This is a genomic window from Cardiobacterium valvarum (assembly GCF_900460955.1).
GTDB classification, from domain to species: domain Bacteria; phylum Pseudomonadota; class Gammaproteobacteria; order Cardiobacteriales; family Cardiobacteriaceae; genus Cardiobacterium; species Cardiobacterium valvarum.
The window spans coordinates 147,258-173,361 of the sequence record NZ_UFUW01000001.1 but is presented as its reverse complement, the minus strand read 5'-3'; the positions used below and the strand labels follow the sequence as shown (position 1 = coordinate 173,361).

General features: G+C 59.1%; 22 protein-coding genes and 5 tRNA genes. 16 read left to right on the top strand and 11 right to left on the bottom strand.

Going from position 1 to position 26,104, the window contains the following annotated elements; all coding sequences use genetic code 11:
- Positions 1 to 2 precede the first annotated feature (2 nt).
- The 6 genes from DY250_RS00860 to DY250_RS00835 all read left to right on the top strand — a co-directional run bounded on the left by DY250_RS00860 (position 3) and on the right by DY250_RS00835 (position 6,640).
- Positions 3 to 761, top strand: a complete 759-nt coding sequence (locus DY250_RS00860; protein WP_115610506.1) for a tetratricopeptide repeat protein — start codon at positions 3 to 5, stop codon at positions 759 to 761.
- Positions 762 to 775: 14 nt separating this feature from the next.
- Positions 776 to 1,750: a tetratricopeptide repeat protein gene (locus tag DY250_RS00855; RefSeq protein WP_115610505.1), complete on the top strand. Its 975-nt coding sequence runs from the start codon at positions 776 to 778 to the stop codon at positions 1,748 to 1,750.
- Positions 1,751 to 1,764: 14 nt separating this feature from the next.
- Positions 1,765 to 3,078, top strand: a complete 1,314-nt coding sequence (locus DY250_RS00850; protein ID WP_115610504.1) for a tetratricopeptide repeat protein — start codon at positions 1,765 to 1,767, stop codon at positions 3,076 to 3,078.
- A gap of 41 nt (positions 3,079 to 3,119) precedes the next feature.
- Positions 3,120 to 4,229: a tetratricopeptide repeat protein gene (locus DY250_RS00845; RefSeq protein ID WP_147293425.1), complete on the top strand. Its 1,110-nt coding sequence runs from the start codon at positions 3,120 to 3,122 to the stop codon at positions 4,227 to 4,229.
- 226 nt (positions 4,230 to 4,455) lie between these two features.
- The gene (locus DY250_RS00840) at positions 4,456 to 5,175 is read left to right on the top strand and encodes a Maf family protein (protein WP_218565517.1); all 720 of its coding nucleotides are present in this window, start codon (positions 4,456 to 4,458) and stop codon (positions 5,173 to 5,175) included.
- 1 nt (position 5,176) lies between these two features.
- The gene (locus DY250_RS00835; protein WP_115610502.1) at positions 5,177 to 6,640 is read left to right on the top strand and encodes an Rne/Rng family ribonuclease; all 1,464 of its coding nucleotides are present in this window, start codon (positions 5,177 to 5,179) and stop codon (positions 6,638 to 6,640) included.
- A 100-nt stretch (positions 6,641 to 6,740) separates the two neighbouring features.
- Here DY250_RS00835 and DY250_RS13835 read toward each other — a convergent pair whose 3' ends face one another.
- The gene (locus DY250_RS13835) at positions 6,741 to 6,908 is read right to left on the bottom strand and encodes a hypothetical protein (protein ID WP_172542123.1); all 168 of its coding nucleotides are present in this window, start codon (positions 6,906 to 6,908) and stop codon (positions 6,741 to 6,743) included.
- A gap of 127 nt (positions 6,909 to 7,035) precedes the next feature.
- Entirely contained in the window at positions 7,036 to 7,380 is a 345-nt protein-coding gene (locus DY250_RS00830; protein ID WP_115610501.1) for a cupin domain-containing protein, read from the bottom strand.
- Between the two features lie 188 nt (positions 7,381 to 7,568).
- On the opposite strand from DY250_RS00830, the gene DY250_RS00825 reads away from it, so the two are divergent.
- Together DY250_RS00825 and DY250_RS00820 are read left to right on the top strand one after the other, a co-directional pair.
- Positions 7,569 to 9,473, top strand: a complete 1,905-nt coding sequence (locus DY250_RS00825; protein WP_115610500.1) for an FTR1 family iron permease — start codon at positions 7,569 to 7,571, stop codon at positions 9,471 to 9,473.
- Between the two features lie 18 nt (positions 9,474 to 9,491).
- Positions 9,492 to 10,046, top strand: a complete 555-nt coding sequence (locus DY250_RS00820) for an iron transporter (RefSeq protein ID WP_115610499.1) — start codon at positions 9,492 to 9,494, stop codon at positions 10,044 to 10,046.
- Positions 10,047 to 10,105: 59 nt separating this feature from the next.
- Here the strand turns inward: DY250_RS00820 and DY250_RS00815 are convergent, their stop codons facing one another.
- Together DY250_RS00815 and glnA are read right to left on the bottom strand one after the other, a co-directional pair.
- Entirely contained in the window at positions 10,106 to 10,858 is a 753-nt protein-coding gene (locus DY250_RS00815) for a carbohydrate-binding family 9-like protein (RefSeq protein WP_115610498.1), read from the bottom strand.
- A 211-nt stretch (positions 10,859 to 11,069) separates the two neighbouring features.
- Positions 11,070 to 12,473 (bottom strand): type I glutamate--ammonia ligase, encoded by a 1,404-nt coding sequence (gene glnA, locus DY250_RS00810; protein ID WP_115610497.1) that lies wholly within the window; start codon positions 12,471 to 12,473, stop codon positions 11,070 to 11,072.
- 32 nt (positions 12,474 to 12,505) lie between these two features.
- On the opposite strand from glnA, the gene gltX reads away from it, so the two are divergent.
- The 7 genes from gltX to DY250_RS00775 all read left to right on the top strand — a co-directional run bounded on the left by gltX (position 12,506) and on the right by DY250_RS00775 (position 15,959).
- Complete coding sequence (gene gltX / locus DY250_RS00805) at positions 12,506 to 13,978, top strand: glutamate--tRNA ligase (protein WP_218565516.1); 1,473 nt, start codon at positions 12,506 to 12,508, stop codon at positions 13,976 to 13,978.
- A 79-nt stretch (positions 13,979 to 14,057) separates the two neighbouring features.
- Positions 14,058 to 14,133: transfer RNA gene (locus DY250_RS00800), tRNA-Ala, on the top strand.
- 3 nt (positions 14,134 to 14,136) lie between these two features.
- A tRNA-Glu gene (locus DY250_RS00795) sits at positions 14,137 to 14,212 on the top strand.
- 56 nt (positions 14,213 to 14,268) lie between these two features.
- Positions 14,269 to 14,344: transfer RNA gene (locus DY250_RS00790), tRNA-Glu, on the top strand.
- Between the two features lie 142 nt (positions 14,345 to 14,486).
- Positions 14,487 to 15,704 (top strand): pyridoxal phosphate-dependent aminotransferase, encoded by a 1,218-nt coding sequence (locus DY250_RS00785; protein WP_115610495.1) that lies wholly within the window; start codon positions 14,487 to 14,489, stop codon positions 15,702 to 15,704.
- 75 nt (positions 15,705 to 15,779) lie between these two features.
- A tRNA-Asn gene (locus tag DY250_RS00780) sits at positions 15,780 to 15,855 on the top strand.
- 28 nt (positions 15,856 to 15,883) lie between these two features.
- Positions 15,884 to 15,959, top strand: a tRNA-Asn gene (locus tag DY250_RS00775).
- A 243-nt stretch (positions 15,960 to 16,202) separates the two neighbouring features.
- Here DY250_RS00775 and DY250_RS00770 read toward each other — a convergent pair.
- The 3 genes from DY250_RS00770 to DY250_RS00760 all read right to left on the bottom strand — a co-directional run bounded on the left by DY250_RS00770 (position 16,203) and on the right by DY250_RS00760 (position 19,465).
- Positions 16,203 to 18,362, bottom strand: coding sequence for a heavy metal translocating P-type ATPase (locus DY250_RS00770; RefSeq protein WP_115610494.1), 2,160 nt, complete (start codon positions 18,360 to 18,362; stop codon positions 16,203 to 16,205).
- Between the two features lie 264 nt (positions 18,363 to 18,626).
- Positions 18,627 to 19,244: a DUF4240 domain-containing protein gene (locus tag DY250_RS00765; RefSeq protein WP_115610493.1), complete on the bottom strand. Its 618-nt coding sequence runs from the start codon at positions 19,242 to 19,244 to the stop codon at positions 18,627 to 18,629.
- 11 nt (positions 19,245 to 19,255) lie between these two features.
- Positions 19,256 to 19,465, bottom strand: coding sequence for a heavy-metal-associated domain-containing protein (locus tag DY250_RS00760; protein WP_115610492.1), 210 nt, complete (start codon positions 19,463 to 19,465; stop codon positions 19,256 to 19,258).
- Between the two features lie 101 nt (positions 19,466 to 19,566).
- Here DY250_RS00760 and DY250_RS00755 point away from each other — a divergent pair, with 101 nt between their 5' ends.
- Positions 19,567 to 19,977: a MerR family DNA-binding protein gene (locus tag DY250_RS00755; RefSeq protein ID WP_115610491.1), complete on the top strand. Its 411-nt coding sequence runs from the start codon at positions 19,567 to 19,569 to the stop codon at positions 19,975 to 19,977.
- Between the two features lie 97 nt (positions 19,978 to 20,074).
- Here the strand turns inward: DY250_RS00755 and DY250_RS00750 are convergent, their stop codons facing one another.
- From DY250_RS00750 to DY250_RS00735, 4 genes are all read right to left on the bottom strand, one after another.
- Positions 20,075 to 21,844, bottom strand: coding sequence for a peptidylprolyl isomerase (locus tag DY250_RS00750; protein WP_115610490.1), 1,770 nt, complete (start codon positions 21,842 to 21,844; stop codon positions 20,075 to 20,077).
- Positions 21,845 to 21,921: 77 nt separating this feature from the next.
- Positions 21,922 to 22,224: a cupin domain-containing protein gene (locus DY250_RS00745; RefSeq protein WP_115610489.1), complete on the bottom strand. Its 303-nt coding sequence runs from the start codon at positions 22,222 to 22,224 to the stop codon at positions 21,922 to 21,924.
- 11 nt (positions 22,225 to 22,235) lie between these two features.
- Positions 22,236 to 24,305, bottom strand: a complete 2,070-nt coding sequence (gene mdoH, locus DY250_RS00740; RefSeq protein WP_115610488.1) for a glucans biosynthesis glucosyltransferase MdoH — start codon at positions 24,303 to 24,305, stop codon at positions 22,236 to 22,238.
- A 184-nt stretch (positions 24,306 to 24,489) separates the two neighbouring features.
- On the bottom strand, positions 24,490 to 26,055 hold the full coding sequence (locus DY250_RS00735; RefSeq protein ID WP_115610487.1) for an OpgD/OpgG family glucan biosynthesis protein: 1,566 nt from the start codon (positions 26,053 to 26,055) through the stop codon (positions 24,490 to 24,492).
- Between the last annotated feature and the right edge of the window lie 49 nt (positions 26,056 to 26,104).

Genomic DNA, 26,104 nt, shown 5'->3' with positions numbered 1-26,104 from the left:
CCATGCACAAAACCCTCTGCCTCGCCCTCCTCCTCGCCGCAAGCGCCGTCCATGCCTTGAGCGACAGCGAAAAAGAAACGCTGATGACCGCAGCCCAGCAGGCTTACGAACAGCAGGACTACGCCACCGCACGGGAAAAATGGCAAACCCTCGCTGAGGCGGGCGATGCCGCCGCGCAAAGCAATCTTGCCGTCCTCTATTACGAAGGAAAAGGCGTAACACAGGATTACGGCAAAGCGCTCGAATGGCTGGAAAAAGCAGCCACCCAGGGCGATGCCCGGACACAAACCAATCTTGGCCTTCTCTACGCCCAAGGACATGGCGTGCCGCAGGATTACGGCAAAGCACGCGAGTGGTATGAAAAAGCTGCTCTTCAGGGCAATGCCGTCGCCCAATACAATTTGGGTGATCTCTACTACACGGGGCTGGGCGTGCCGCAAGACTACGGCAAAGCGCGTGAATGGACGGAAAGAGCCGCCATCCAAGGCCATGCCGCAGCGCAATACAACCTCGGTATCCTTTATAAACACGGGCAGGGCGTAGCACAGAACTACGATCAGGCACGCGCCTGGTATGAAAAAGCCGCCGCCCAAAATGATGCCAGGGCACTCTTTAACCTCGGCGCCCTCTACTACAACGGCGAGGGTGTACCGAAGGACATCAACAAAGCCCGCGCGTGGTTCGAAAAAGCCGCCACACAAACGGATGACAAAGAAATCCAGCAAGCCGCGCAAAAAGCCTTGCAAAAAATCTCCCAATAAAGCGGAAACAGACCATGAAAACCACCCTCTGCCTAGCCCTCCTCCTCGCCGGGACTACCGCCCACGCCTTGAGCGACAGCGAAAAAGAAATGCTGATGACCGCTGCCCAACAGGCCTACGAACATCAGGACTACGCCACCGCGCTGGAAAAATGGCAACCCCTCGCTGAGGCGGGCGATGCCGCTGCACAAAATAACCTCGCCTCACTCTACGATAAAGGTCAAGGCGTCGCGCAGGACTATGCCCAAGCGCGTGCGTGGTTTGAAAAAGCCGCCGCCCAAGATAATGCCGAAGCCCAATTCAACCTCGGTCTTCTCTATAAAGACGGACAAGGTGTAACACAGGACTACAACGAGGCGCGTGCGTGGTGGGAAAAATCCGCTGGGCAGGGCACCCCTGCAGCCCAATACAACCTCGGCCTCCTCTACGCCAACGGTCAAGGCGTAGCGCAGGACTACGGACAAGCGCGCGCCTGGTGGGAAAAAGCTGCCGCACAGAATCTCGCCCAAGCCCAATTCAACCTTGGCATCCTCTACGACAACGGTCGGGGCGTGGCACAGGAGTACAGCCAAGCACACGCGTGGTATGAAAAAGCTGCCATCCAAGGCCATGCTGAAGCGCAGTTCAACCTCGGCATACTCTACGACAACGGCCGGGGCATGCCGCAGGACCATGACCAAGCGCGCGTCTGGTTCGAAAAGGCGGCCGCCCAAGGTCATGCCGAGGCGCAATACGACCTCGGCGTTATCTACTACCAAGGCGAAGATGTGCCGCAGGACTACGGCAAAGCTCGCGAATGGTGGGAAAAGGCTGCTGCGCAGGACGTTCCCCAAGCTCAATACAACCTCGGCGTCCTCTACCGCAAAGGCCGGGGCGTGCCGAAAGACATCAACAGAGCCCGCGCGTGGTTCGAAAAAGCCGCCACACAAACGGATGACAAAGAAATCCAGCAAGCCGCGCAAAAAGCCTTGCAAAAAATCTCCCAATAAAGCGGAAACAGACCATGAAAACCCTCTACTTAGCCCTCCTCCTCGCCACAACCGCCGCCCATGCCTTGAGCGACAGCGAGAAAGAAACCCTGAGGACCACCGCCTTGCAGGCTTACGAACAGCAGGACTACGCCACCGCGCTGGAAAAATGGCAAACCCTCGCAACAGCGGGCGATGCTGCTGCGCAAAATAATCTGGGTATCCTCTACAACCAAGGCCAAGGTGTCGCGCAGAACTACGCGCAAGCGCGTGCGTGGTATGAAAAGGCTGCCGCACAAGATGATGCCAACGCGCAATACAACCTCGGTATCCTCTACGCCAAAGGCCAGGGTGTGGCACAGGACTACGGTCAAGCGCGTGCGTGGTATGAAAAGGCTGCCGCCCAAGGTGATGCCGGTGCCCAATACAACCTCGGACTCCTCTATGGCAACGGCCAAGGCGTTGTGCAGGATTACGGTCAGGCGCGCGCGTGGTACGAAAAAGCCGCCGCCCAAGGTGATGCCAAAGCTCAATACAACCTCGGTGTACTCTACGGCAATGGTCAAGGCGTGCCGAAAAATAATGCCAAAGCGCGCGCGTGGTGGGAAAAAGCCGCCGCCCAAGGTGATGCTGATGCCCAACAGAATCTCGGCATTCTTTACGACAATGGCTGGGGCATAGCGCAGGACTACGGCCAAGCGCGTGCCTGGTACGAAAAATCTGCTGCCCAAGGCAATGCCATCGCCCAATACAATCTAGGCGATCTTTACTATAAGGGGCTGGGTGTGCCACAAGACTATGCCAAGGCGCGAGAATGGACTGAAAAATCCGCTATTCAGGGTCATGCCGCAGCGCAATTCAACCTCGGCTTCCTCTACGAAAACGGACAGGGCATAACGCAAGACTACGCCCAAGCGCGTGCGTGGTACGAAAAAGCCGCCGCCCAAGGTGATGCCGATGCCCAATACAACCTCGGTGTCCTTTACGCCGAAGGCCGGGGTGTCGTGCAGGACTACGCCCAAGCGCGCATCTGGTACGAAAAAGCCGCTGCACAGGGTCATGCAAAAGCCCAATACAACCTTGGCGTTCTCTACAACAAAGGCCGGGACGTCGCGCAAGACTACGCCCAAGCGCGCACCTGGTACGAAAAAGCCGCCGTGCAAGGTCATGCCAAAGCCCAATTCAACCCCGGTGCCCTCTACGAAAACGGCCAGGGCATAACGCGGGACTATGACAAAGCACGCGCCTGGTATGAAAAAGTCGCCGCCCAAACAGGCGACCAAGAAGCGCAACAAGCCGCACAGCAAATCCTGCAAGACCTCGACAAAACAGGCAACAACAAACCATGAAGTCCTTCTGTAAGCACGCCCCCACTTAACGACAAATGCCCATGCCCTACCTCCTCCCGCCACTCCTCCTCACCCTCCTCGCCCTCCTGCCCCTGCTGCGCGCGGCACACCGCCGCCACGCGCCCGCCGATCCTGCCGCCGAGCAGCGCGCGCTGATTGCCGCCTGGCGCGCCGCCGATGATCCGGCGGGGCAGGACGAGCGCGATTACCGTCTCTACCACGAACTCAAAGCCCTGCGCGCGGGCAAAACGCCGACTGCGACCCGTCTGCCGCCGTGGTTCTACCCCTTTGCCCTCTTTGCCGTCGCGACCGCCATCGCCCTGTGGCAGCAGGCCGACCGTAACGGCGACCGCTGGCACAACCTGCAACAGCAACTCGCCCCTGCCCTCATGCGCAGCCAGTACCTCGGCGACATTGAGCGCGTGCCGCAAGAAAGTCTCGCCATCTACTGTCAGGCCTTGCAGGCGCGCATTGACCGCCGCGATCCTGCGCAACTCGGCACCCTTGCCCGCTGTTACAGCCGCAACGAGCAATACCCGCCGGCGGCGCAGATTTACGCCCGCGCGCACAGCCTCGCCCCCGATGACGCCGCCATCGCCCTCGACTACGCGCAGACCACCCTCTTTGCCTATCCCGACAAGCCCATGCCCGCCGATATTGAGGCCATCCTGCGCGCGCAAAGCGCCAACCCGCTCGCCAAAGTCCTGCTGGCAGCGGGTTACACACAAAGCGGCAAGGCTGATCTCGCCGCGCCGCTGTGGGCGGAACTGCGCCGCGACCTCGCGCCCGACCATCCGCTCTACCGTCTCATCCCGCCCGCCGCAGACGGCAAGGTAGCCGCCGCACCAACCATCACCGTGCATATCGCGGCGGACACGCTTGCTGCCCTGCCGGATAAAGCCCGTCTCTACGTCAGCGCCAGCCTGCCGGGCGAAAAAATACCGCTCGCTGTGCGCGCCCTCGCCCCTGCTGCCCGGCAAAGCATCGAGCTCACCGACCGCGACAGCATGACCGGCGAGAGCATCAGCCAGCATCCGCAGCTCACCTACCGCGCGATTTTGAGCGCCGATGGCAACGTCAGCGGCACCCGGGTGGCTGAAGCGGAAACGACCGCTGCCGGCGACGCCGCTGTGATGATCGAACTGCCTTAACCGCCTTGGGGCGCGTGATTGCGCCGCTTGGCAGCTTTATTCCCCCCTTCCGCCCTTCGGGCACCTTCCCCCGTAAACGGGGGAAGGGATATTGCACTGACGCGCAAAGCCTATTGCCGTCGCTTGGCAGGGTCTGTGTTTATCCCGCTTGACGGATCCAGTGTTTACACCGCTTGGCAGCATCGTAGGGTGGGCTTTAGCCCACCGAGCAGGCATCGCCTGCTTCTTGCGTTATCTCTTGCTCACCGCCGTCAATCCAGTATTTATCCCGCTTGGCGCCATCCGGACGAAATGGCTCACTACGCCACCCCGCGCCGCCACCGATATAATGCCGTCATCTTTCCGTCCGGTGTTCCTTATGCAAATCGTCCTCGCCTCCGCCTCTCCCCGCCGCGCTTTTCTCCTGCAAATGCTCGGTCTGGATTTCACCACCGCCGAACCTGCCATTGATGAAAGTGTGCTGGCGGGTGAGACTGCGCCGGAGCTGGTGCTGCGTCTGGCCTGTGCCAAGGCGGAGGCGGTCGCCCCTGATTTTCCCGACGCGCTCATCATCGCCGCCGATACGGTCGTTTCCTGCGACGGCGCCATTCTCGCCAAGCCGCAGGACAACGCCGAAGCGCTCGCCATGCTGCGTCAGCTTTCCGGACGGCAGCATCAGGTCTTCACCGGCCTTGCCATGCGCTGCCGCCATGAACGCTTCACCCACGTCGCATGCAGCAGCGTTACCATGCCTGAGCATCCCGACGCCCTCCTGCGCGCCTATCTTGCCAGCGGTGAATCGCTGGGCAAGGCGGGCGGCTATGGCATTCAGGGGCGCGGCGGCGTGCTGGTTTCCGCCATCACCGGTGATTTTTACAACGTGGTGGGGCTGCCGCTGCAAGCGCTGTGGCAGGGTTTCTGCGAGCTGGGTTGCAGCGGCGAGTTTTTGCAGGCGCTAGGGAGTTGACATGGCAGACAACGTAACGGCGAGCACCGAGATTCTCATCAACCATACTCCCTATGAAACCCGCGTCGCCTTGCTCGGCGACGGCGTGTTGCAGGATATTTTTGTCGAGCGTGAGCGCAAGCGCGGCATCGTCGGCAACATTTACAAAGGCAAGGTGCAGCGCGTCCTGCCGGGGATGGATGCCGCTTTTATCGACATCGGCCTGGAACGCGCCGGTTTCCTGCACGTCAAGAACGTGGTGCGGCGCGGCGACAAGCCGCCGACCCGCATCAGCGAGGTGATGCGCGAAGGGCAGTCGCTGCTGGTGCAGGTGCTGAAAGACCCCATCGGCAGCAAGGGCGCGCGGCTGACCATGGAAATCTCCATCCCCTCGCGTTTCCTCGTCTATCTGCCGACCGCCGAAGACATCGGCATCTCGGCAAAAATCTCCTCCGAAGAACAGCGGCAAAGCCTGCGCGAAGCCGTCGCCGGTTTCCACGAAGGCAAGCAGGGCGGCTTTATCGTCCGCACCGCGATTGAGTCTGCCGGTCTCTGGGCGATGCGCGCCGATATGCAATACCTGCAACGCGTCTGGGAAAACATCCTCTGCCAGCAGCGCCACTCCCGCCCCGGCACCCTCATCTACGGCGAACTGCCGTTGTATCAAAAAGTGCTGCGCGACTACGTCACCCCGGAAGTGCGCCGCATCGTGGTTGACCACCCCGACGCCTACAAACAGATGCGGGCCTTTGCCGACAACTTCCTCGGTAACATGGCGGCCAGCCTCGAACTCTACGACGGTGACCGCAGCCTGTTCGAGCGCTACGGTATCGAGGAGGAGATCGCGCTGGCACTGAAACGCCACGTCGCCCTCAAATCCGGCGGCTACCTCATCATCGACCAGACCGAGGCGATGACCACCATTGACGTCAATACCGGCGCCTTCGTCGGCAAACTCTCGCAAGACGACACCATCTACAAAACCAACCTCGAAGCAGCGCGCGCCATCGCCCGGCAACTGCGCCTGCGCAACCTCGGCGGCATCATCATGCTGGATTTCATTGACATGAACACCCCCGAACACCAGCAGGGCGTGATGGACGCGCTGCTTGACGCACTCGCCGGCGACCGCAGCAAATACACCATCAGCCCGCTCTCACCGCTGGGCATCATCGAAATGACGCGCAAGCGCACGCGGGAAAGTCTGCGCCAGGTGATGTGCGAACCCTGCCCCGCTTGTCAGGGGCGCGGCTATGTCAAAACCATCGAAACTATCGCCTACGAACTCTTCCGCGACCTCATGCGCGAGGCGCGCGACTTCAAGCCGAAGATGATGACCATCGTCGCCGCGCTGGATCTCATCGATTTCATCCGCGAAGAGGAATCGCTGACCTTCTCCGACCTGCAAGCGCTCCTGAAAATCCCCATCCGCCTGCAAGTGGATGCGGGCTACCGCTACGGCCAATACGACATCGCACTGGGGTGAACAGGCAGCGGCATGAAAAAAGCGGGGCGAACCCCGCTTTACCTTTGCCTGTGTGCATCTGCTTCGAGTTTCCGCATACAGTCACAGGATTTTGCCGCGACTATTCCCGAATAGTGATATGGATAGCGACCGTATCCGCCGCTGCACCTGCCGTGAAGTGGTGCCGTCCGTTGAAGGCGAAGGTATCGCCCGCGTGCAGCGTGTATTTTTCGCTGTCGTTCAGGACGACGGCTGACAGTATCCCGGCCGGGGTGCTTGTGGTGCGCAATGCTGTCTCCTTTTGCCAGGATGATGCGTTCGATCTCGCCGTGGCGGTTGGCCAAGGCTTCACCTTCGCCGCTCAGGACGGTACCTGATTGATTGCTCATCGCATCCTCCGTTAGTGGCTGTTCGCCTTATTCTTTAACCAGGGTGATGACAACCAGCGTGTCATCGGTTGCCTCCCCCGCAATGAAGTTTTTGCCGTTAAAGACGAGGGCGTCGCCCGCTTTCAGTTCATGCTCTTCGCTATCGTTCAGGGTGATTTTGATCGCGCCCTGCATGACGTTGAAGATGATGTCTTCGCCTTCGTGGTTGTGCCTGTCAATTTTCTCGCCTTTTTTCAGCGCCTTGCGTACTACTGTGCCGTGGCTGTTTTTAAAGACTTTACCTTCACCAGCAAGCACCTTGCCGACAGGTTCGGCGGCGAGGCCAGGCAGGGTGAGAGCAGCAATGGCGGTGGCGATCAGGACTTTTTTCATGGGATGGCTCCGGTTGTGAATGAAGACCTGACTATACGACTAAATGCGAATTTCTGACATTTACATTTATCAGCTGCGCTATACCGCATGCTGTTTCTCCTGTGGATACAGGCGGGTAATCAAGTTGAAATTGCGCATGGCCGTGCTTATTGTCACAATATCGGTTCTTATTTACTGAGTTGAATCCCATGACCTCCCTCCGCCATCTTCTCCTTCCCCTCTTTTTCCTTTGCTGCCTGCCTGTCTTTGCCCAGGATTATCGTGCTTTTGCCGAGGACATCGCCACACGGCTGGATGCTACCAACGAACTCTATCAGGCGGACAAGGTTGATGAGGCCAAGGAAAAAGTACAGATGGCCTATTTTGAGGTCTTCGAGAATCTGGAAGGGCCGATCCGTATCAATATTTCCGCGAAGAAGAGCGCCGAGATGGAAGCGGAATTTGGCGCCATCCGCCGCATGATCAGCCAGGGTGAGCCGAAAGACGCCGTCGCCGCCCGCCTGCAAGCGCTGCGCGACGAAGTGCGCGCGGTGGTACCGACGCTGGAAAGCGGGCACAAGCTGGTGGCGCACGGCGCGCATAGCGCACTGGAAGGCATTGACCCCGGCTGGGCGGCGGCGTATCAGGCGATGGATGACCATCTTGCCGCCGCCGTCAGCGCTTTTGAGAAGAAGAATCCCGCTGAGGCGAAGGCGCGCGTGCAACAGGCGCAGTACGACGGCTTCAAGAACAGTGACATGGAAACCACCATCCGCATGCAGAAATCGGCGCGCGCAGCGGAAGTCATCAACCGCAAATTCGCCGCGCTCATGAAGCAGGCAGAATCGGACGACAATATCAGCAGCTTTGGTTACAGCGTGACCACACTGCTGGATGACGTGCAAGAAGCGCTGCAAGACGTCCCCGCACCGGTCACTGCCGTGGCAGCAGATGATGCTGCCGCTACCGCCGATAGCGGTAAGGATTGGACGGCGGTGCGCGGTGAGCTCTTCACTGCTCTGGGTGGGGCGAAGGCGACCTATCAGGCAGGGGATACGAAAAAAGCGGTCAGCCAGGTGCAGGATGCCTACTTCGATGTTTTTGAGGCGAGCGGCATGGAAAACGCCATCGGCGCCCGCGATACTGCTTTCAAAACTGAGCTGGAAGGCCACTTCACCAAACTCGTTGGCCTGATGAACGCCGGCAAGGACGAAGCCGCCATCCAAGCCGAAATTACCGCCTTCTCCGTCAACATGGACAAGGCGATGGACATGCTCGGCGGCAGTACCACCGGCTTCGCCCTCTTCATCGCCAGCCTCACCATCATCCTGCGTGAGGGGCTGGAAGCGCTGCTCATCGTCGCCGCCGTCATCGCCTACATCCACAAAAGCGGTCATGGCGACAAGCAAAAAATTATCACCGGCTCGGTGTGGTGGGCGCTTGCCGCCAGCGTCGTGACCGCCCTGCTCTTCAAATGGCTGCTCGCGAACGCCGCTGCCGGGCGGGAGATCCTCGAAGGCGTCACCATGCTCATTGCCACTGTCATGCTCTTCGGCATGAGCTACTGGCTGCTCTCGAAAGTCGAGGCGCAGCATTGGAAAGCCTACCTCGAAAAGAAAATCGGCACCTCGCTCAGCCAGGGCTCGCTCATCGGCCTGTGGCTGACCAGCTTCCTTGCCGTCTATCGTGAAGGCGCGGAAACCGTCCTCTTCTACTTCGCCCTTGCCGCCGAAGCGAAAACCGCGCCGGATTACGGCTATCTTGCAGGCGGTTTCGCCGTTGGCGTCGTCATCCTCGCTGTCATCTACCTCATCATGCGCTACAGCGTGGTGCGCCTGCCGCTCAAACCCTTCTTCATGTTCACCGGCATTTTCATGTACCTGATGGCTTTCATCTTCGCCGGCAAAGGTGTCGCGGAGCTCATTGAGGGCAAAGCCTTCACTCCTACCCTCATCGGCGACGGCACCGCCATTCCCGCCTGGATGACCAACTGGCTCGGCATCGCGCCTTACTGGGAAACCCTCTTGCCGCAAATCGTGCTGCTGCTCGCGGCGCTCTTTGCACTGTGGGTGCTGTTTATCCGCAAACCGAAAGAATCTTCCAACCGCTCGTAAACCTTATAGGAGGTACCCATGAGCATCAAAAAAACCGCACTGGCTGCTGCCATGCTGCTGACCGCTACCGGCGCCTATGCCTTCACCGAATACCCGGCGGGCGAACCGCAAACCATCAACGAGATGGAAATCGCCGCCGTGTACCTGCAACCGGTCGAAATGGAACCGCGTGGCATGGGACTGCCTGCCGCAGAATCGGATATCCACCTCGAAGCGGACATCCACGCCACCAAAGGCAACAAGAACGGCTTTGGCGAAGGTGAATGGATGCCGTACCTGACCATCTCCTACACTCTGGAAAATCTTGACACCAAAGAGAAACAGGAAGGCATCTTCATGCCGATGGTCGCCAGCGACGGCCCGCACTATGGGCAGAACATCAAAATGCTCGGCGTGGGCAACTACAAAGTGACCTACCACATCGAGCCGCCGCCGAAGGCCGGCATGCACCGCCACACCGACGAAGAAACCGGCGTGGGCAAATGGTGGAAACCGTTTGACGTGTCCTACGAATTCAAATACACCGGCCTCGATAAGGACAAAGGTCAACCGTCGCCGAAAGTGAACAACTAAGCGGCACGGCTGCATAAAAAAACGGGCTTTGCGCCCGTTTTTTTGTTGCCCGTCCGCCGTTACGGCAGGAAGCGGAAGATGCCGAACGCACTGTCCACATGAAAGTCCGGCTGTGGCGTGTTCGGGTTGACCCACGAGATCCATTCCATCACCGGTTCCGCACTGCCGCTCGGCGAGAATTCGGCGCGGAAAACGCCGGTGCGCATGGTGCCATCGCGCAGCAGTTTCAGGTCTTGCAGGGTTTTCAGCGGGATTTTGCCTTCGACGCTGTAACCGTTTGCCGTCAGCTCGGCTTTGCTTTCCAGCCCCGGCAGGTTCCAGCTGCTGTCGAATTTGCGGTAGTAATCGATGGCATAGTCGTGCACCCGTCCCTGGGAATCGACTTCAATGGCGTAGTAGCGGCTCATGCCTGCTTCGCCCGGACGGTCAATCGGTTCACCTGCAAAGAAAAGTTCGACCCGGTCTTCGCCGTCCACGGTGCTTTCATCGCTCCAATGCTCGCTGGTAAGCACCTGCTTGTCGCTGACGACAAAGCTGAAATAGAAGTTCTCGCCATCGCTGAAAGCCTTGAAGACGGTTGCCGGGGCTTCTTTTTCCGCCCAGGGGTAGTGGAAACTGCCGGCCAGAGCGGGAATTTGCTCCCAGACGTCTTCATTGATTTTGCCATCCAGTGCAACGGCTTCGCTGCGCTTCACCACGTCGTATTGGCTCATGCCGTAATTCGGGCTGATCACCGGGGTGTGCGCGGCCCAAGCGGCAACACCGCCGCTGAGCAGGGCAGCAACAAGCAGGTAACGGTAGTTCGGATTCATGTGTTTCTCCTGATTAAGAGATGGGAATACGTCCCAAGCGGGGCGTCGGACGGATTATAGAACGCTTGGTAGGAGTGCTTAACCACTTCCCCCAAAAGTCCCTGACGTTCGTTGCATCGCCGCTTGAGCGGTCTTTTCCGCTTCGCAATGCTCTCGTGACGGCGAATCAGGTTTGCCGCCTGCCACTCATGGCTGGTGGCAGGCGGTGGAATCAGCAGCTGTAATAGAGCTCAAATTCAAGCGGGTGCACTTGCAGGCGCATCCGTTCGACTTCCTGGCGTTTGAGTTCGATGTAGCCGCGCAGCAGGTCGTCGTTGAAGACGTCGCCCTGTTTGAGGAAGGCGTTGTCCGCTTCGAGCGCATCCAGTGCTTCTTCCAGCGAGAAAGCGACTTGCGGGATGTTGTCCGCTTCTTCCGGCGGCAGGTCGTAAAGGTCTTTGTCCATCGCCTCGCCCGGGTGCAGTTTGTTTTTGATGCCGTCAAGACCCGCCATCAGCAGCGCGGCGAAGGCGAGGTAGGGGTTCGCAGTGGAATCCGGGAAGCGGATTTCGATGCGCCGCGCTTTCGGATTGGTGATGTAGGGGATGCGGATGGAGGCTGAGCGGTTGCGCGCGGAGTAGGCGAGCATAATCGGCGCTTCGAAGTGCGGCACGAGGCGTTTGTAGCTGTTGGTGGAGGGGTTGGTGAAGGCGTTCAGGGCGCGCGCGTGCTTGATGACGCCGCCGATGAAGTAGAGCGCCATGTCGGTGAGGCCGCCGTAGCCGTCGCCGCTGAAGAGGTTTTTGCCGTCTTTGTAGAGCGAGATGTGGACGTGCATGCCGGAGCCATTGTCGCCAACCAGCGGTTTGGGCATGAAGGTCGCGGTTTTGCCGGCGGCGTAGGCGACGTTATGGATGATGTATTTGAGCTGCTGGACTTCGTCGGCTTTGCGCACCAGGGTGTTGTAGCGCATCCCGATTTCGCATTGGCCGGTTGCGACTTCGTGGTGCTGGACTTCGACGCCCTGGCCGACCTGGGTCAGCAGTTCGCACATTTCGGCGCGCAGGTCGTGCAGGGAATCTACCGGCGCAACGGGGAAGTAGCCGCCTTTGATGTTCGGGCGGTGGCCGCTGTTGCCGTTCGGCAGGTCGGCAGCGCTGTTCCAGATGCCTTCTTCGCTGACGATTTCAAACATGACTTTGTGCATGCTGGTTTGGTATTTCATTTCGTCGAAGACGAAGAATTCGTTCTCGGGGCCGAAGTAGGCGGTGTCGGCCAGGCCGGTGGATTTGAGGTAGGCCTCGGCGCGACGGGCGAGGGAACGCGGGTCGCGGGCGTAACCCTGCATGGTGTCCGGCTCGATGATGTCGCAGGTGATGTTCAGGGTTTTTTCGGCGTAGAAGGGGTCAATGTAGGCGGTCGCCGGATCGGGCAAGAGGATCATGTCGCTGTTGTGGATGCCTTTCCAACCGGGGAAAGAGGAGCCGTCGAACATTTTGCCTTCTTCGAAGAAGTCTTCGTCAATGTCGGCGGGATAGGTGACATGGTGTTCTTTGCCTTTGCTGTCGGTGATGCGCAGGTCAAGGTATTTGACGTCTTCGTCGCGGATGAGGCCGAGGATGTCGCTGGGGGTCATGATGGGCTCCGGTTGGTTTGAAGCGCGGTATTATGCATGAATCCGCCTCAGGCGGGGTGCGCTACAATGGCGCCCGTTTTTTGTTTTTTTGTGAGGTTTTTATGGTTGTTACGCGTTTTGCCCCCAGCCCGACCGGCGATTTGCATATCGGCGGGGTGCGCACGGCTTTGTATTGTTGGCTGCACGCCCGGCAGCATCAGGGGACGTTCCGCTTGCGCATCGAGGATACGGACCGCGAACGCTCAACCGAGGCGTCCACACAGGTGATTCTCGACGGACTGAACTGGCTCGGTCTGCATCATGATGGCGAGGTTGTCTATCAGAGCCAGCGTTTTGACGCATACAACGCGATTATTGACGAGATGATTGCGCGTGGGCAGGCGTATTACTGCTGGTGTACGCCGGAGGAGCTGGACGCGATGCGCGAGGAACAGAAGCGGCTGGGGCTGCCGCAGCGTTATAACGGTAAATACCGTGATGGCGGCGAGCCGGTGCCGGGAGTGACGCCGGCGGTGCGTTTCAAGAATCCAACAGAAGGCAGCGTAACCTGGCATGACAAGGTACGCGGCGTAGTGACGGTCAATAACAGCGAACTTGATGACTGGGTCATCCGTCGCTCGGATGGTGCGCCGACGTACAATTTCTGTGTGGTGGTCGATGATGCGGCAGCGAAAGTCTCGCTGGTGATTCGCGGTGAGGACCATGTCAGCAATACGCCGAAGCAGATTAATTTGTACCGCGCACTGGGTTATGACGTGCCGGATTTTGCCCATGTGCCGATGATTTTAGGCGACGATGGCAAGCGTTTGTCCAAGCGGCACGGTGCAACAAACGTGCTGGATTATCGCCGCGAAGGCTATTTGCCGCCGGCCATTTTGAATTATCTGGTCCGCCTCGGTTGGGCACATGGCGATCAGGAAATTTTCAGCATGGACGAGATGTTGCGGTTTTTCCGTATCGAGGACGTGCACAGCGCCGCTTCCACGTTCAATACGGAAAAGCTGCGCTGGCTGAACCAGCATTATATGAAGGAAGCTACGCCTGCCGATTTACTGCTGCAGTTGTTACCGCACTTTGCCCCCCTCGGCATCACGCCGGATGAAGCGGTCGTGCTGCGCGCCATCCCGCATTATCAGGAACGCGCCAAGACCTTGAAGGAAATGGCGGAAAACATGGCCTGGCTGTTCCAGGCGCCGCAATCGTTCCCGCCGGACGCGGCGAAAAAGGCATTCAAGGGCGCAGATACCGTGCAGTTGTTGCAGGATTTACAGTCGCGCATTGAGACATTGACGGTAGTGAACGAGGAAACCTTGCATGATGCGGTCGCCGCTTGCGTGGAAGCCAACGGAGTCGGCTTTGGCAAAGTCGGACAACCTGCGCGTCTCGCTGTTACCGGAGGCGCGCCATCTCCCGATTTGGCCCTCACGCTATCGCTGCTTGATAAAGAAGAAATCCTGCGCCGCCTGCAATTTGCATCGGAATATGTCCTGAAAAATCAGGTATAAATAAAATTCTTCGTACAAGATAAATGTGAACCGTTGACGAAGGCGCGGTTTCTGCTAGAATGCGCGCCTTCCCGAATACGGGGCTATAGCTCAGCTGGGAGAGCGCCTGCATGGCATGCAGGAGGTCAGCGGTTCGATCCCGCTTAGCTCCACCAAATGTCCCCATCGTCTAGAGGCCTAGGACATCGCCCTTTCACGGCGGTAACAGGGGTTCGAATCCCCTTGGGGATGCCAATTCGGCATTACGTCATTTTGGGAATCCTCAAACCAAGTAGTTTCTATCACATTTTGTCCCCATCGTCTAGAGGCCTAGGACATCGCCCTTTCACGGCGGTAACAGGGGTTCGAATCCCCTTGGGGATGCCAAACGGTTATCCACGAAGCACGCATTAGCGTGTTTTTTATTGCCCATATTCTCTATTTCGAGCCACATTGCCGAAAATTATGCGGAAGCGTATATTGCCCGCTTCCAAAGCAGTCCACGTCTTTCATCATTTTCGGAGAAACCATGCGCAAAATCGGCAAATCGCACAAGCTGGACAATGTTTGTTACGACATTCGCGGCCCCGTTCTGGCGGAAGCGATGCGGATGGAGCGACAAGGCTACGACATCATCAAACTCAACATCGGTAATCCCGCCCCATTCGGCTTTAATGCTCCCGATGAAGTGCGTGAAGACTTGATTGCTAACCTTGCCAAGGCGCAGGGATACAGTGAATCCAAAGGCGTTTTTGCCGCACGCAAAGCCATCATGCACGAGACACAACGGCTTGGTATAAAAGGTGTGACGGTAGACGACATCATCTTGGGTAATGGCGTATCCGAGCTTATCGTGATGGCCATGCAGGCATTGCTAGACAGCGGCGACGAAGTCCTGATACCGATGCCCGATTACCCGTTGTGGACAGCGGCGGTCAATCTTGCTGGTGGACGGGCTGTGCACTACCTGTGTGATGAAGAAAACGGCTGGAATCCTGCCATAGATAACATTCGCGCCAAAATAAATGCCAACACCAAAGCCATCGTCATCATTAACCCGAATAACCCGACAGGAGCCGTGTACAGCCCGGAAATCCTACGCGAAATCGTGACCATTGCCGAAGAACATGGCTTGGTCGTTTTTGCTGATGAAATCTACGACAAAATCCTTTACGAAGACGCCAAACACACGCCGACTGCCTCTCTCGTCGAAAACACCCTTTGCGTGACCCTCAATGGTCTATCCAAGGCTTACCGTGCTGCCGGCTTTCGCTCCGGCTGGATGATTCTGTCCGGCAATCTGGCAATGGCGAAAGGCTACATTGAAGGACTGGAAATGCTGTCATCTATGCGTCTTTGTGCCAACGTCCCCGCGCAATACACTATCCAAACTGCCTTGGGCGGCTACCAGAGCATCTACGATCTTACCCGCCCCGGCGGACGGTTGCGTGAGCAACGTGATCTTGCCTACGAAAAAATCAGCGAAATTTCGGGGTTGTCTATGGTCAAGCCAATGGGTGCGTTATACGGTTTCGTCAAAATGGATACCAAACGCTTCGGTATTCATAACGACGAACGTTTCATTCTGGATTTATTGCGTAACAAACAAATCCTGCTGGTGCATGGTCGCGCCTTTAACTGGCATGCTCCGGATCACTTCCGTATCGTCTTCCTGCAATACAAAGATGACCTCAGCTCCGCATTAGACAAATTGGCCACATTCCTGAAAATTTACCAACAAAAATAGCTTATTGTGAAAATAGTCAAATACTTGCTTGACGGTAAAGGGCGAGCTGCTTAGAATGCGCCGCCTCAAATGTATTCCCCGATAGCTCAGTCGGTAGAGCAAGTGACTGTTAATCACTGGGTCGGCGGTTCGAGCCCGTCTCGGGGAGCCACATTTTTCCTTCTAGATATTTTCATTATTCCCCGATAGCTCAGTCGGTAGAGCAAGTGACTGTTAATCACTGGGTCGGCGGTTCGAGCCCGTCTCGGGGAGCCACAACGCGTTCATCCTCCATTGCCGCTTGTGAAAGCGGCGATTTTTTGTCTTTACACTTATCCGTTCGTGCGTCTTTGTGACGTCATAGAGAAAACGCATAATCAAGGCGAGCCAATACCATATCGGTTCTACTGGAAACTGACTATAAAAAAACGTCGCCTGCCGGTATGTCGCAACTAATCTCAAAGAATAGGCTTGCCTCGCCGTACCACCTTCTCACCTTGCAACCGAGATTGGCATCATTCAGTCAATTTTTGCCCGTTTCAGCCGCATCGCATTGCCCAGCACGGAGATGGAACTCAGCGCCATCGCCGCGCCGGCGATGATGGGATTGAGGTAACCGAGTGCGGCAAGCGGGATACCCAGCACATTATAGATGAAGGCAAAGAACAGGTTTTGTTTGATGCTTTTCAGGGTGGCACGACTAATGAGCAGCGCATCCACCAGTTGATTGATGCTGTGCTGCATCAGGGTTGCTGAAGCGGTGTGTGCGGCGACATCCGCCCCGCCCTGCATGGCGAAACTAACGTTAGCGGCGGCAAGTGCGGGCGCATCGTTGATACCATCACCGACCATTGCGACTACCTTTCCAGCAGCTTTGAGCGCCTGTACGGCGGCGGCTTTGTCACGCGGGCTCATGTCGCCATTGGCCTGGGCAATGCCGAGTTGGGAAGCGATGTGGCTGACGGTGTTTTGCGTGTCGCCGCTCATGATGTGTGTGGCAATGCCATGCGCGTGCAGGCGGGCAATGGCGGCGGCGCTATCGGCTTTCGGGATGTCGGCAAGGGCGAAGGCGCCAAGCGGGCAGTCGTCCACGGCGACGGCGACGATGCTGGCTGTCTGCCAGATGGAGTCAAGCCCGGCGGGCAGCTGCAGGCCACAATAGTCAGGTTTCCCGGCTTTGACGCTGCCGACGCCCACGATCTGTGCATGAATGCCTGCTCCAGCGTCAGTTTTGGCGTCATAGGTTTCCGGCAAGTCGAGGCCGCGCGTTTGTGCCGCTTGCACGATGGCACGGGCGAGCGGGTGCGCGGCGTGTTGTTCGACGGCAGCGGCGAGGCGGTAGAGATTGTCTTCGTCGCCAGCAGGCGTGTAGGCGGCAACAATACTGGGTTTCCCTTCGGTCAGGGTGCCGGTTTTGTCGAGGACGACGGTATTGACGTGCGCGGCTTCTTCCATCGCAGCGGCGTCTTTGTAACGGATGCCGCACTGTACGGCTTTGCCCATGCCGACCATGATGGCGGCGGGGGTGGCGAGGCCGAGGGCACAGGGACAGGCGATGACAAGCACGGCAACAGCGTGCATCAATGCGCGCGTCCAGTCGCCTTTAATGAAGCCGGTGAGGATGAAGGTGGCAACGGCGATGGCAACGACGGTCGGCACGAAGATGGCAGCGGTTTTGTCGGCGAGACGCGCGATCGGCGCTTTGCTGCCTTGCGCTTCGGACAGGGCGTTCATCATGTCGCCGAGCAGGGTGTGGCTGCCGAGCTGTTCGGCGCGGTAGGTAATACTGCCATCGCTCATCAGCGCCCCGGCAAGGACGCGGCTGCCCGCTTCTTTGGCTTCAGGACGCGATTCGCCGGTGAGGTGGCTTTCGTCCGCCCAGCCGCTGCCACTCTCGACGGTGCCATCGGCAGCGATACGCTCACCATGATTGGCGCGGATGTGGTCGCCGGTTTGCACTTGATCCAGCGGCAGGGTTTGCCAGTGGCCATCGCGCTCGACCATGACTTGCGGCGGGGTGAGTTTGAGCAAGAGACTGAGGCTGTTCAGGCTGGTCTTTTTGACGCGGTGTTCGAGGTATTTGCCGAGCGAGACAAAGCCGATAACCATCACCCCCGCCTCGAAGTAGATTTGCCCGCCATGCGCGTGGCCATGTTCGCCGAGCGGGACAAGGAAGAGCATGGCGGTGGAATAGGCGTAGGTAGCGACGGTACCGATGCTGACCAGTACGTCCATGTTGGCCAGTCCGCCCTTGATACTCGCCCAGGCGCTACGGTAAAACGGCACGGCGAGCCACAGTTGCACCACGCTCGCCAACGCAAACTGCCACCAAGGTGGCAGCATCCAGTCATGCCGCCCGATCAGCATCCCCGCCATTCCGATAAGGAAGGGGATGTTGATGGCAAAGAGCAGCCACAGCCGCCAACCGATATGCGTTTCTGGTGCGGCTTGTGGTAACTCGTCCGTTTTTTCCTGCGCACCGTAGCCGGTCTTCTGGATAACGGCGATGATGTCGGCGATGCTGGTTTTACTGTCGTCAAACGTGACCTGCGCCTCTTCACTGGCGAAGTTCACCCCCGCCGTGACGACGTAGTCTTTTTTGTTGAGGACTTTTTCGATGCGCGCGGCGCAGGCCTGACAGGTCATGCCGGTAATTTGAAAACGGGCTTTTTGTTGCATGGGATTCAGGGTTAGGTATAGGTATTTACAATCTTGCAGGGCAAGAAAATATCTTTAAAAACAGTGGGCAATCCCTCCTCTCCCCGCTTGCGGGGGGAGGTGTCGCGCTGTGACGGATGGGGTCGTCTTCCGCATCGTCCTGCGGACGAACACCCCCCACCCCAGCCCTCCCCCGCAAGCGGGAGAGGGGGCTTTCCTTTGATAATTAAAGATTTTTCCACGGAGAAAGATGGGCAGGCGCTGATGGTTTGCGGAAAACCCACATCACGCCCCCGTCCGCAAGGCGCCCATTTCGGCGACCAGTTGCGGATAACGCGCACGCAGGGCGCTGCCGTGCAGCGGTTCGCGGGCAAGGGCAAAATCGCCGTCGTCATAGCTGAGTTCGGGGGCGGCATCATAAGCGGCATCACGAATAGCATCTTCCTCCTCGCCGTGCGTTGCCGCATAGGCGTTGTCTGTCACATACAACATTCCTTCACCGTCACAGCGGGCAATATCGAAGCTGTAACCGCCGCTCACGAAGCGGTTGATGTCGGCACGCATATCGTCGCAAAACGCCTTGCCCTGCAACAGCATCCAGCAGCGGAAATACAGGAACATATCATCAGAAACATAGCCGTCGAAATCATAGCCCGCCTTGGTCGGCGTACATTCGCCCCAAACGACGGTATAAAACTCGATAATCTCGGCGGTATAAAGTCTGGCCAGCTCTTGACGCATCGTCAGCTCGAATTGCAGCAATTCCTCCTGATTCCAAGTAGCGAGGTGATCGGTCAATAACGCGATCTGCTCGTCCGGATCGTATTCTGACCAATGCGCGCCTTTCCAATGATGCGCGGTATCGATTGCCTGCCAGAAACGGGATTCATTGAACTGAGTCATCAATTACCTCCCTATAAAGACGCGTCATAACCGCCGTCTTCCACGGCGGCAATCAGCGCTTCGGGGCTGGTCTTCGCCGCATCAAACGCCACCTCGGCGCGCTTGTCAGCGAGGCTGACGGTGGCACTAACCACGCCGTCCACGCCTTGCAGGATTTTCGTGACGCTGGCGACGCAGCCGTTGCAGTTCATGCCGTCAATATTCAGGGTGATGTGTTGCATAAAAACCTCTTGAAAAACAAACTGAAAAGATGACGCGCGCTTGCATGCCCCATGCGTCGGGCGGCACTATAAACCTTTACCCGCAGACAAGGTCAACCCCCATGCACATCAGCGCTGCCGCCCGCCACACGGGTCTATCCGCCAAACAAATCCGCGATTACGAAAAACGCGGCCTGCTCACCCCCGCCACGCGCAGCGCCGCGGGCTACCGCAGTTACGACAGCGCCGACCTCGCCCGCCTGCACTTCATCCGCCACGCGCGCGCCGTCGGCTTCTCCCTGCAACAAATCGCCACCCTGCTGCGTTTGCAGGAAAACCCCGCCCGCCACGCCGGCGAAGTGAAAGCGCTCACCGCCGCACACATTGCCACCCTGCGCGCACAAATCGGTGACTTGCAGGTGATGGTGGCGGAATTACAGCGCTGGCACGATGCCTGCCACGGTGACGACACACCCGCCTGCGCGATTCTGGACGGCTTGCAGCAGGATGACCCGCAGGGAGCGGAGGCATAGGCTTCATCAAGCGGCGTAATGGCTGGGTTCGCGCAAAAGAAATCCGCCGCATTGCAGCGGATTTCTTTGTTTTCGCCAAGGCGAAAGATGCCGGCGTTTATTGGCGTTGCAACATTTCCTCGTTGACCTTGATCTTGGCGTGGCGGTAGAGCCAGTCGCCGTAGCTGTTGTAGGTCGTCGCCATGTCCTGTTGCTGCCAGGTGAAGGCAGCGCCCTGGCGAATGTTATCCGGCAGGGCTTTGATGTCGCCGTCGCGCACGCTATCGAGGCGGGCAATGATGAGGTCACCGTTGGCGCTTTTCTGGGTGCTGATGCGCGCCGGGTTTTCGAAGAGTGCCGGCACGATCGGGTTGTCGCTGAAGCGGTTAGTCGGCTCAAGGGTGAGGGTTTCCACACCGTATTCCCGCGTGAGTTTTTCGACTTCGTCGCGATTGTTCTCGCTGAGGGCTTTTTGCAGGGCTTCGCCGCGTGTTTGCAGGCCTTTTTCCGCCTCGGCATTGCGGTAGTCACGTTCGACGTCGTTTTTCACCTCGGCGAAGGGGCGCGGCTGCGGTTTTTCGCGGCGGGTGACGGTGAAGAAGACGGTTTGTTGCGGCGCAATTTCGACTGGGTCGGCGGTTTTATTTTCCGCCAGCGGTTTTTCGCCGAAGAGTTGTTCACGCACTTTCGGGTTTTGCAGCCAGGCGGCATCTGTACTGGCGGCGGTGATGTTTTTCAGGCTGGCGATGTTGCCGCCGGTGATGCCGGTGATGGCGGGCAGCGGCTGGCCGTTTTGCGCGGCGTCGAAGGCCTGGTTGGCACGGCTGTCGTAGGTGGCGAGGTTTTGTTGGGCGGCGAGGCGGCGCAGTTCGTCGTCGCTGAGGGAGCTGGCTTCGATGTTGCCGAGTTCGATCAGCATGTCGCCGTATTCGCTTTTGATGACAGGGCTGGTGTCGCCGCTTGCCGCCAGGGCAAAGAGGGCTTCGCCAATTTCCGGGGTCACGCTTTTGTCTTTGCTGGCGGGGTCGAGGGTGCCGGTTTCGCCGGCGGTGGTTTTGTCGGTAACGGCCTGCCAGTAGTCGGCGAAGGTTTTTTCGCCTGCCTGGATGGCAGCAGCAGCGTCAGCGGCAGTTTTACTGTCGTCAAAGATGATGTAGCGGCCACTACGTTTTTCACTGGCCTGGCGGGCAGCGGCGATTTGTTCGTCGCTCGCGCCGAGGTCGGCGATGTCGTAGAGGGTATAGTCGATGTCCACCGCTTCCGGCGTGGTGTAGTTATCTTGATGGGCGTTGTGGTAGGCATGCAGGGCATCGTCGCTGACGCTAACAGCCTCCGCCAGCGGTGCACGCGGCAAGGTGTAGAGGGTGTAGCCGCGTTCTTGTGCCAGCGTTTGCAGGTAGGATTGCAGGAGCGGGTGGTTATCGCCTGGGTCACTCAGCAGGGCACGGTAGTAGGCGGCAACGGTTTGTTCGTTGCGCACACTGTTCTGGTAGGTTTCGGCGCTGAGGTGGTTTTGTGTCAGCCATTGCTGGTATTGGGTGTTGTCGCCAAACTGGCTTTTGATGATGCGGTAGAGGGCGGTTTCCGGCAGGATGTAACGACTGTCGAGGGCATGCTGCTGGAAGAGGTTTTGCGTGATGAGGCGGCGCAGGGTGCGGGCTTTGGTCTCGGCTTCGCCCAGATCCGGGGCTTGCTGCTGTATTTCCCGGTAGACGTTGTTGTAGGCACTGATCGGGATGCTGTGGCCGTTGACGGTAGCGACGGTGGCGCGCTCTCCGCCCGGCTGGTTAAAGAAGGGAACGCCGATAAACAGCATGCCGATACCGGCGATGATGACGAGGGCGTAGGTGATGCGGTTGGTCTTTTTTTCGCGGATGTCTTCGAGCATGGGGTTTTCCGTGGGTTGGTGTGGGCGCGGATTGTATAGTGCGCCGGGAGATGTTGCCACCGGCGGCAGCCGCCTGTTCAGGTGGTCGGGCCGCTTTTGATGGCGATGATGTGGGTGTTGTCGGCGGTGGCGCGGATGCTGTGGGTTTCCAGCGGTGCGAGGCTGATGATGCGGTCCGGCAGCAGGGTTACCGTACTGCCGTCAACGCTGCTGTGAATTTCCGCGCTGCCGCTCAGGGTGATGAGGATGATGGTCGCCGGGCTTTGGTAGGGCGGGATTTCGTTACCCGCACGCAGGCGCATTTCGACGATTTGGTGCCGCTCGCTTTCTTCAAGGATGCCGCCGAGCGGGCCGCTGTGGTGCAGGGGCAGGGTTTGCATGGTCGCCTTCTTTATTCGGGCAGGTTAAGCAGGGTTTCGATGAGTTCCGGTGAGCCCGCTGTGTGCATGAGTTCCTGCGGGGTCAGGTATTTCAGCGCTTCGGCATAGTGCTGTGCTTCTTGCAGTTTGGCCTTGGCGGTGATGTGCAGCAGACGGTCTTTGGTGCTTTGCGGCGCGTTCAGGTCGAGGGCGGCGATATGGGCGGCGGCCAGGGCGCGGTCGCGGCCCAGTTCATGGATGCGGCGGCTGCGGCAGGCGGCAAAGGCGGTGCTGTTTGCCTCAGCAGCGGTCTCAATGGCCGGTGGGCTGGTTTCTTCGGGGATGAGCAGGATGTGTTTTTTTGCGAGCCAGCCACCCAGGCGGGTGTTGCCGCTGTGGCGCGACAGCCACGGCGAGAGGAAGAGGCCGATGATGATGGGCGAGAGCCAGATGATCTGGTTCGGCGCCTGCCAGATGAGGCCGCAGAGGACGATGGTGGCGATGGCGACGTAGAGCAGGTTGCGCTTGATGGCGTCTTTCCACGGCAGCAGGGCACCTTCGCGGTTTTGCGTGCGCCAGCCGCTGTCGCGGCCAAGGAAGATATCGATAACGTGCCGCGTCTGGATAAGCATGAGCAGCGGCGCGTAGAGGGTGGAGATGATGAGTTCGACGATGAAACCCTGGGTGACGGCAAGGGTGCCGCCAAAGGCGCGGCGGCGTTTGCTGCTGATGAGGACGCGGATCCAGCCGATGAATTTGGGCAAGAGCAGCAGGCTGATGGCGGCGAAGAAGAGCCACAGCATCCGTTCGGGATCGAAAGTCGGCCAGTCGGGGAAAAGCTGGCGCGCGCTGGTGAAGTATTTGGGCTTGGTAAAGAGGGTTTGCGCGGTGATGCCGGTACCGACGATGAGCATGATGAGCCAGATGGGGCTCATGATGTAGCTGGCGATGCCGATGAGGAAGTGGATGCGACTCGGCCAGCGCAGGCCTTTGCTGCCGATGATGCCGAGGTGCTGCATGTTGCCCTGCGCCCAGCGGCGTTCACGGCCAACGAGATCGTCCAGGGTCGGCGGCAGGCCTTCGTAGCTACCACCAAGATCGGGATCCATGCGCACGTGCCAGCCGGCGCGACGCAAAAGGGCGGCTTCGACGAAGTCGTGGCTCAGGATGTGGCCGCCGATAGGGTTGCGCCCGCGCAGGATGGGCAGGCCGCAGCTGTCGGCAAAGGCCTGGACGCGGATAATGGCGTTATGCCCCCAGTAGTTGCCGTCTTCGCCCTGCCAGGCGGCGACGCCGCGCGCGACGATGGGGCCGTAGAGGGCACCGGCAAACTGGATGGCGCGGGCAAGCAGGGAGTTGCCGCCGATGAGGCGCGGCATGGTTTGCAGCAGGCCGAGGCGCGGTTCGGCGTCCATGCGCGCGACCATTTCGACCAGGGTGTCGGCTTCCATCAGGCTATCGGCGTCCAGCATGATCATGTAGGCGTAACGCCCGCCCCAACGGCGTACGAAGTTTTCGACGTTGCCGGATTTGCGCCCGCTGTTTTGCGCGCGGCGGCGGTACCAGACGGGGAGCGGCGATTTTTCGCGCAGGACGTGCAGGGCGGCGGTTTCGCCCAGCCAGGCGTCGGGCTTTTGCGTGTCGGAGATGATGAAGATTTCGGCGCGGTCGGCGAGCGCGGTGTGGCTGAGTTCTTGTGCCATCGCCAGCAGTGCGGCGTGGGTCAGCGCCGGATCTTCGCCATAGACGGGCATAAGCAGGGCGACTTTACCGCCTTGCGGGTCAAGCCTGCCCTGGTGACGGCGCTGCGGTAATAACCCCGCGAGGCAAGCGGTAGTGGAAAAGGCAACCCAGTAGAAAGTGAGCGCGAAGAAGACAAACAGGATGTATTGCAACAGGGTGCTGCGTCCGTCGCCGAAAGCTTTGAGCATGTGCCAGCTGCCGAAGGTACCGATGGCGAGCGCGCCACCGAAGGCGACGAGGCGGGCAAGGTGGGTACGCAGCGGGGTGTGGATGGGCGGCCGGCCGGGTGCTTTGCGCAGGGACTGAACCCGCATGTTGAGCGGGGCTTCCGGCGGCACGGCGGGGATGGTGGTGTTCATGGAATCTAGGTTCAGGTGATGTTATATGGCATGAAGGCGGGCTGATGCCCGCCCTTTCTAGCCGATACCCTTACTTCCCCCTGCGGGGTTGGCGAGCCTCGCCGTACTCATTTGTACTGTCTTCGGCTCGCCGCCTTGCATTGAGAAAGCAATGGAGTCAGCTATGGCTTGGAATAGTGTTGCCTCAGAGCGGCACCCAGCGGTAGAACCAGCTTTCGGCGACAGGGACGCCGTTAGTATCAGTGAGGCGCAGTTGCAGCTCGGCCATGGTGTTGCTTTTCGGCTGGTAGTCGAAGGCGGCGCGCAGTCTGCCGCCTTCCGGCAGGCGGACGAGGTGAACGGCATGGATTTCACCGGCGCTGGCATTGGTCGCAAGTTTCAGGGTATCGGGATCCAGCGGAGCGCTGCCTTCGGGCATGGCGAAGTCCACGGTGAAGGTAAAGCGTTCGGGGTTGTTCACCGCCGCACCACTACGGGTGCCGACGATACGCGCGCGCCCGGAAAATTCGGGGCCGGCCTGCGACCAGGTAAGGTCGTAGGCGAAGTCGTGACGCTGCCCCGCTTTGAGCGGTTCGGTGGGCGACCAGAAAGCGATGATGTTGTCGTTAAATTCGTTGGTAACGGGGATTTCGACCAGTGAGACGCTGCCTTCGTCCCATTTGCCGCGCGGGGTGACCCAGGCGGAGGGGCGTTTGTCGTAGCGGGCTTCGGCGTCCTGGAAGTTGTCGAAGGCGCGGGCGCGCTGCAAGAGGCCGAAGCCTTTCGGGTTGTCGTCAATGAAGGCGGAGAATTGCAGATCGCGCGGGTTGCACAGCGGTCGCCACAGGCGCGCTTCGCCGCCGGTGTACATGGCTAGGCCGTCGTTATCGTGTACGGCGTTGCGGTAATCGTTGATGGCGGCGCGGCGGCTGGGGCTGAAGAAATACATCGACGTGAGCGGCGCGATGCCGTAGTGCTCGATATCCTTGCGCGGGAAGAGGCTGGCCTTGATGAGGAAGACGGTTTCCGCGCCGGGGATGATTTCCATCGCATAAGCGCCGGTGAGCGACGGACTTTCCAGCAGGGCTTCGAGGCGGATGCTGCGGTCGTTCGCTTCCGGCTGGTAGATCCAGAATTGGGTGAAGCGCGGAAATTCTTCGCCGCCCGGGCCACCGGTACCGAGGGCGAGGCCGCGTGCCGAGAGGCCGTAGAGGGTATCGCGGGCGATGGCGCGGAAGTAGCTCGCGCCCTGGAAGACGGCAAATTCATCCATGTAATCGGGCGAATTGATGGCGTAGCGCAGACGGAAACCCGACCAGCCGAGTCCCTGACGCACGTCGTCGGGGAATTCAAGTTTAGCGGCATCAAACAGGTTCGGATCGAAGTCGAAGGCGCCCGGATCAAAGGCAATTTCTTCGGCCTTGCCGCCTTTGACGAGATGAATGCGCACGCGGTCTTTATAGAAGAAGCCGGGCGGCAAGAGGTCGAGGCCAAACTGGGAGTTGGCGTTCGCGGCGTGGATGGGATCAGCTTCACGACGGAAGCGGATGCCCCGGTATTGATCGTAGGTCAGGTCGGAAAAGATGCCACCGAATCTGTATTGCTCAGGGTTATCGGGGCTTTTGGCGCGTTCTTGCGCGAGGGTGATGACGCGCCCGAAACTGTGCACATCAGCTTCGGCTTGTTGGGGATTGTCCTGAGCGAAGGTTTTGCTGCTGAGTACGGCGGCACCGATAGCACCGGTGGCGGTGATGAAATCCCGTCTGTTCATTGTGAAATGCTCGTGATGGTGTGGGTTTCTTGAGGCGCGCGAGTATAGC

Excerpts from the sequence above, each read along its gene's own strand:
- DY250_RS00860 (WP_115610506.1), top strand. The coding sequence starts at position 3 with ATGCACAAAACCCTCTGCCTCGCCCTCCTCCTCGCCGCAAGCGCCGTC.
- DY250_RS00770 (WP_115610494.1), bottom strand. The coding sequence starts at position 18,362 with ATGCAACAAAAAGCCCGTTTTCAAATTACCGGCATGACCTGTCAGGCC.
- DY250_RS00735 (WP_115610487.1), bottom strand. The coding sequence starts at position 26,055 with ATGAACAGACGGGATTTCATCACCGCCACCGGTGCTATCGGTGCCGCC.
- DY250_RS00835 (WP_115610502.1), top strand. The coding sequence starts at position 5,177 with ATGGCAGACAACGTAACGGCGAGCACCGAGATTCTCATCAACCATACT.
- gltX (WP_218565516.1), top strand. The coding sequence starts at position 12,506 with ATGCATGAATCCGCCTCAGGCGGGGTGCGCTACAATGGCGCCCGTTTT.
- DY250_RS00760 (WP_115610492.1), bottom strand. The coding sequence starts at position 19,465 with ATGCAACACATCACCCTGAATATTGACGGCATGAACTGCAACGGCTGC.
- DY250_RS00850 (WP_115610504.1), top strand. The coding sequence starts at position 1,765 with ATGAAAACCCTCTACTTAGCCCTCCTCCTCGCCACAACCGCCGCCCAT.
- DY250_RS00825 (WP_115610500.1), top strand. The coding sequence starts at position 7,569 with ATGACCTCCCTCCGCCATCTTCTCCTTCCCCTCTTTTTCCTTTGCTGC.
- DY250_RS00855 (WP_115610505.1), top strand. The coding sequence starts at position 776 with ATGAAAACCACCCTCTGCCTAGCCCTCCTCCTCGCCGGGACTACCGCC.
- mdoH (WP_115610488.1), bottom strand. The coding sequence starts at position 24,305 with ATGAACACCACCATCCCCGCCGTGCCGCCGGAAGCCCCGCTCAACATG.
- DY250_RS00815 (WP_115610498.1), bottom strand. The coding sequence starts at position 10,858 with ATGAATCCGAACTACCGTTACCTGCTTGTTGCTGCCCTGCTCAGCGGC.
- DY250_RS00765 (WP_115610493.1), bottom strand. The coding sequence starts at position 19,244 with ATGACTCAGTTCAATGAATCCCGTTTCTGGCAGGCAATCGATACCGCG.
- DY250_RS00745 (WP_115610489.1), bottom strand. The coding sequence starts at position 22,224 with ATGCAAACCCTGCCCCTGCACCACAGCGGCCCGCTCGGCGGCATCCTT.
- glnA (WP_115610497.1), bottom strand. The coding sequence starts at position 12,473 with ATGACCCCCAGCGACATCCTCGGCCTCATCCGCGACGAAGACGTCAAA.
- DY250_RS00755 (WP_115610491.1), top strand. The coding sequence starts at position 19,567 with ATGCACATCAGCGCTGCCGCCCGCCACACGGGTCTATCCGCCAAACAA.
- DY250_RS00830 (WP_115610501.1), bottom strand. The coding sequence starts at position 7,380 with ATGAAAAAAGTCCTGATCGCCACCGCCATTGCTGCTCTCACCCTGCCT.
- DY250_RS00845 (WP_147293425.1), top strand. The coding sequence starts at position 3,120 with ATGCCCTACCTCCTCCCGCCACTCCTCCTCACCCTCCTCGCCCTCCTG.
- DY250_RS00785 (WP_115610495.1), top strand. The coding sequence starts at position 14,487 with ATGCGCAAAATCGGCAAATCGCACAAGCTGGACAATGTTTGTTACGAC.
- DY250_RS00820 (WP_115610499.1), top strand. The coding sequence starts at position 9,492 with ATGAGCATCAAAAAAACCGCACTGGCTGCTGCCATGCTGCTGACCGCT.
- DY250_RS00750 (WP_115610490.1), bottom strand. The coding sequence starts at position 21,844 with ATGCTCGAAGACATCCGCGAAAAAAAGACCAACCGCATCACCTACGCC.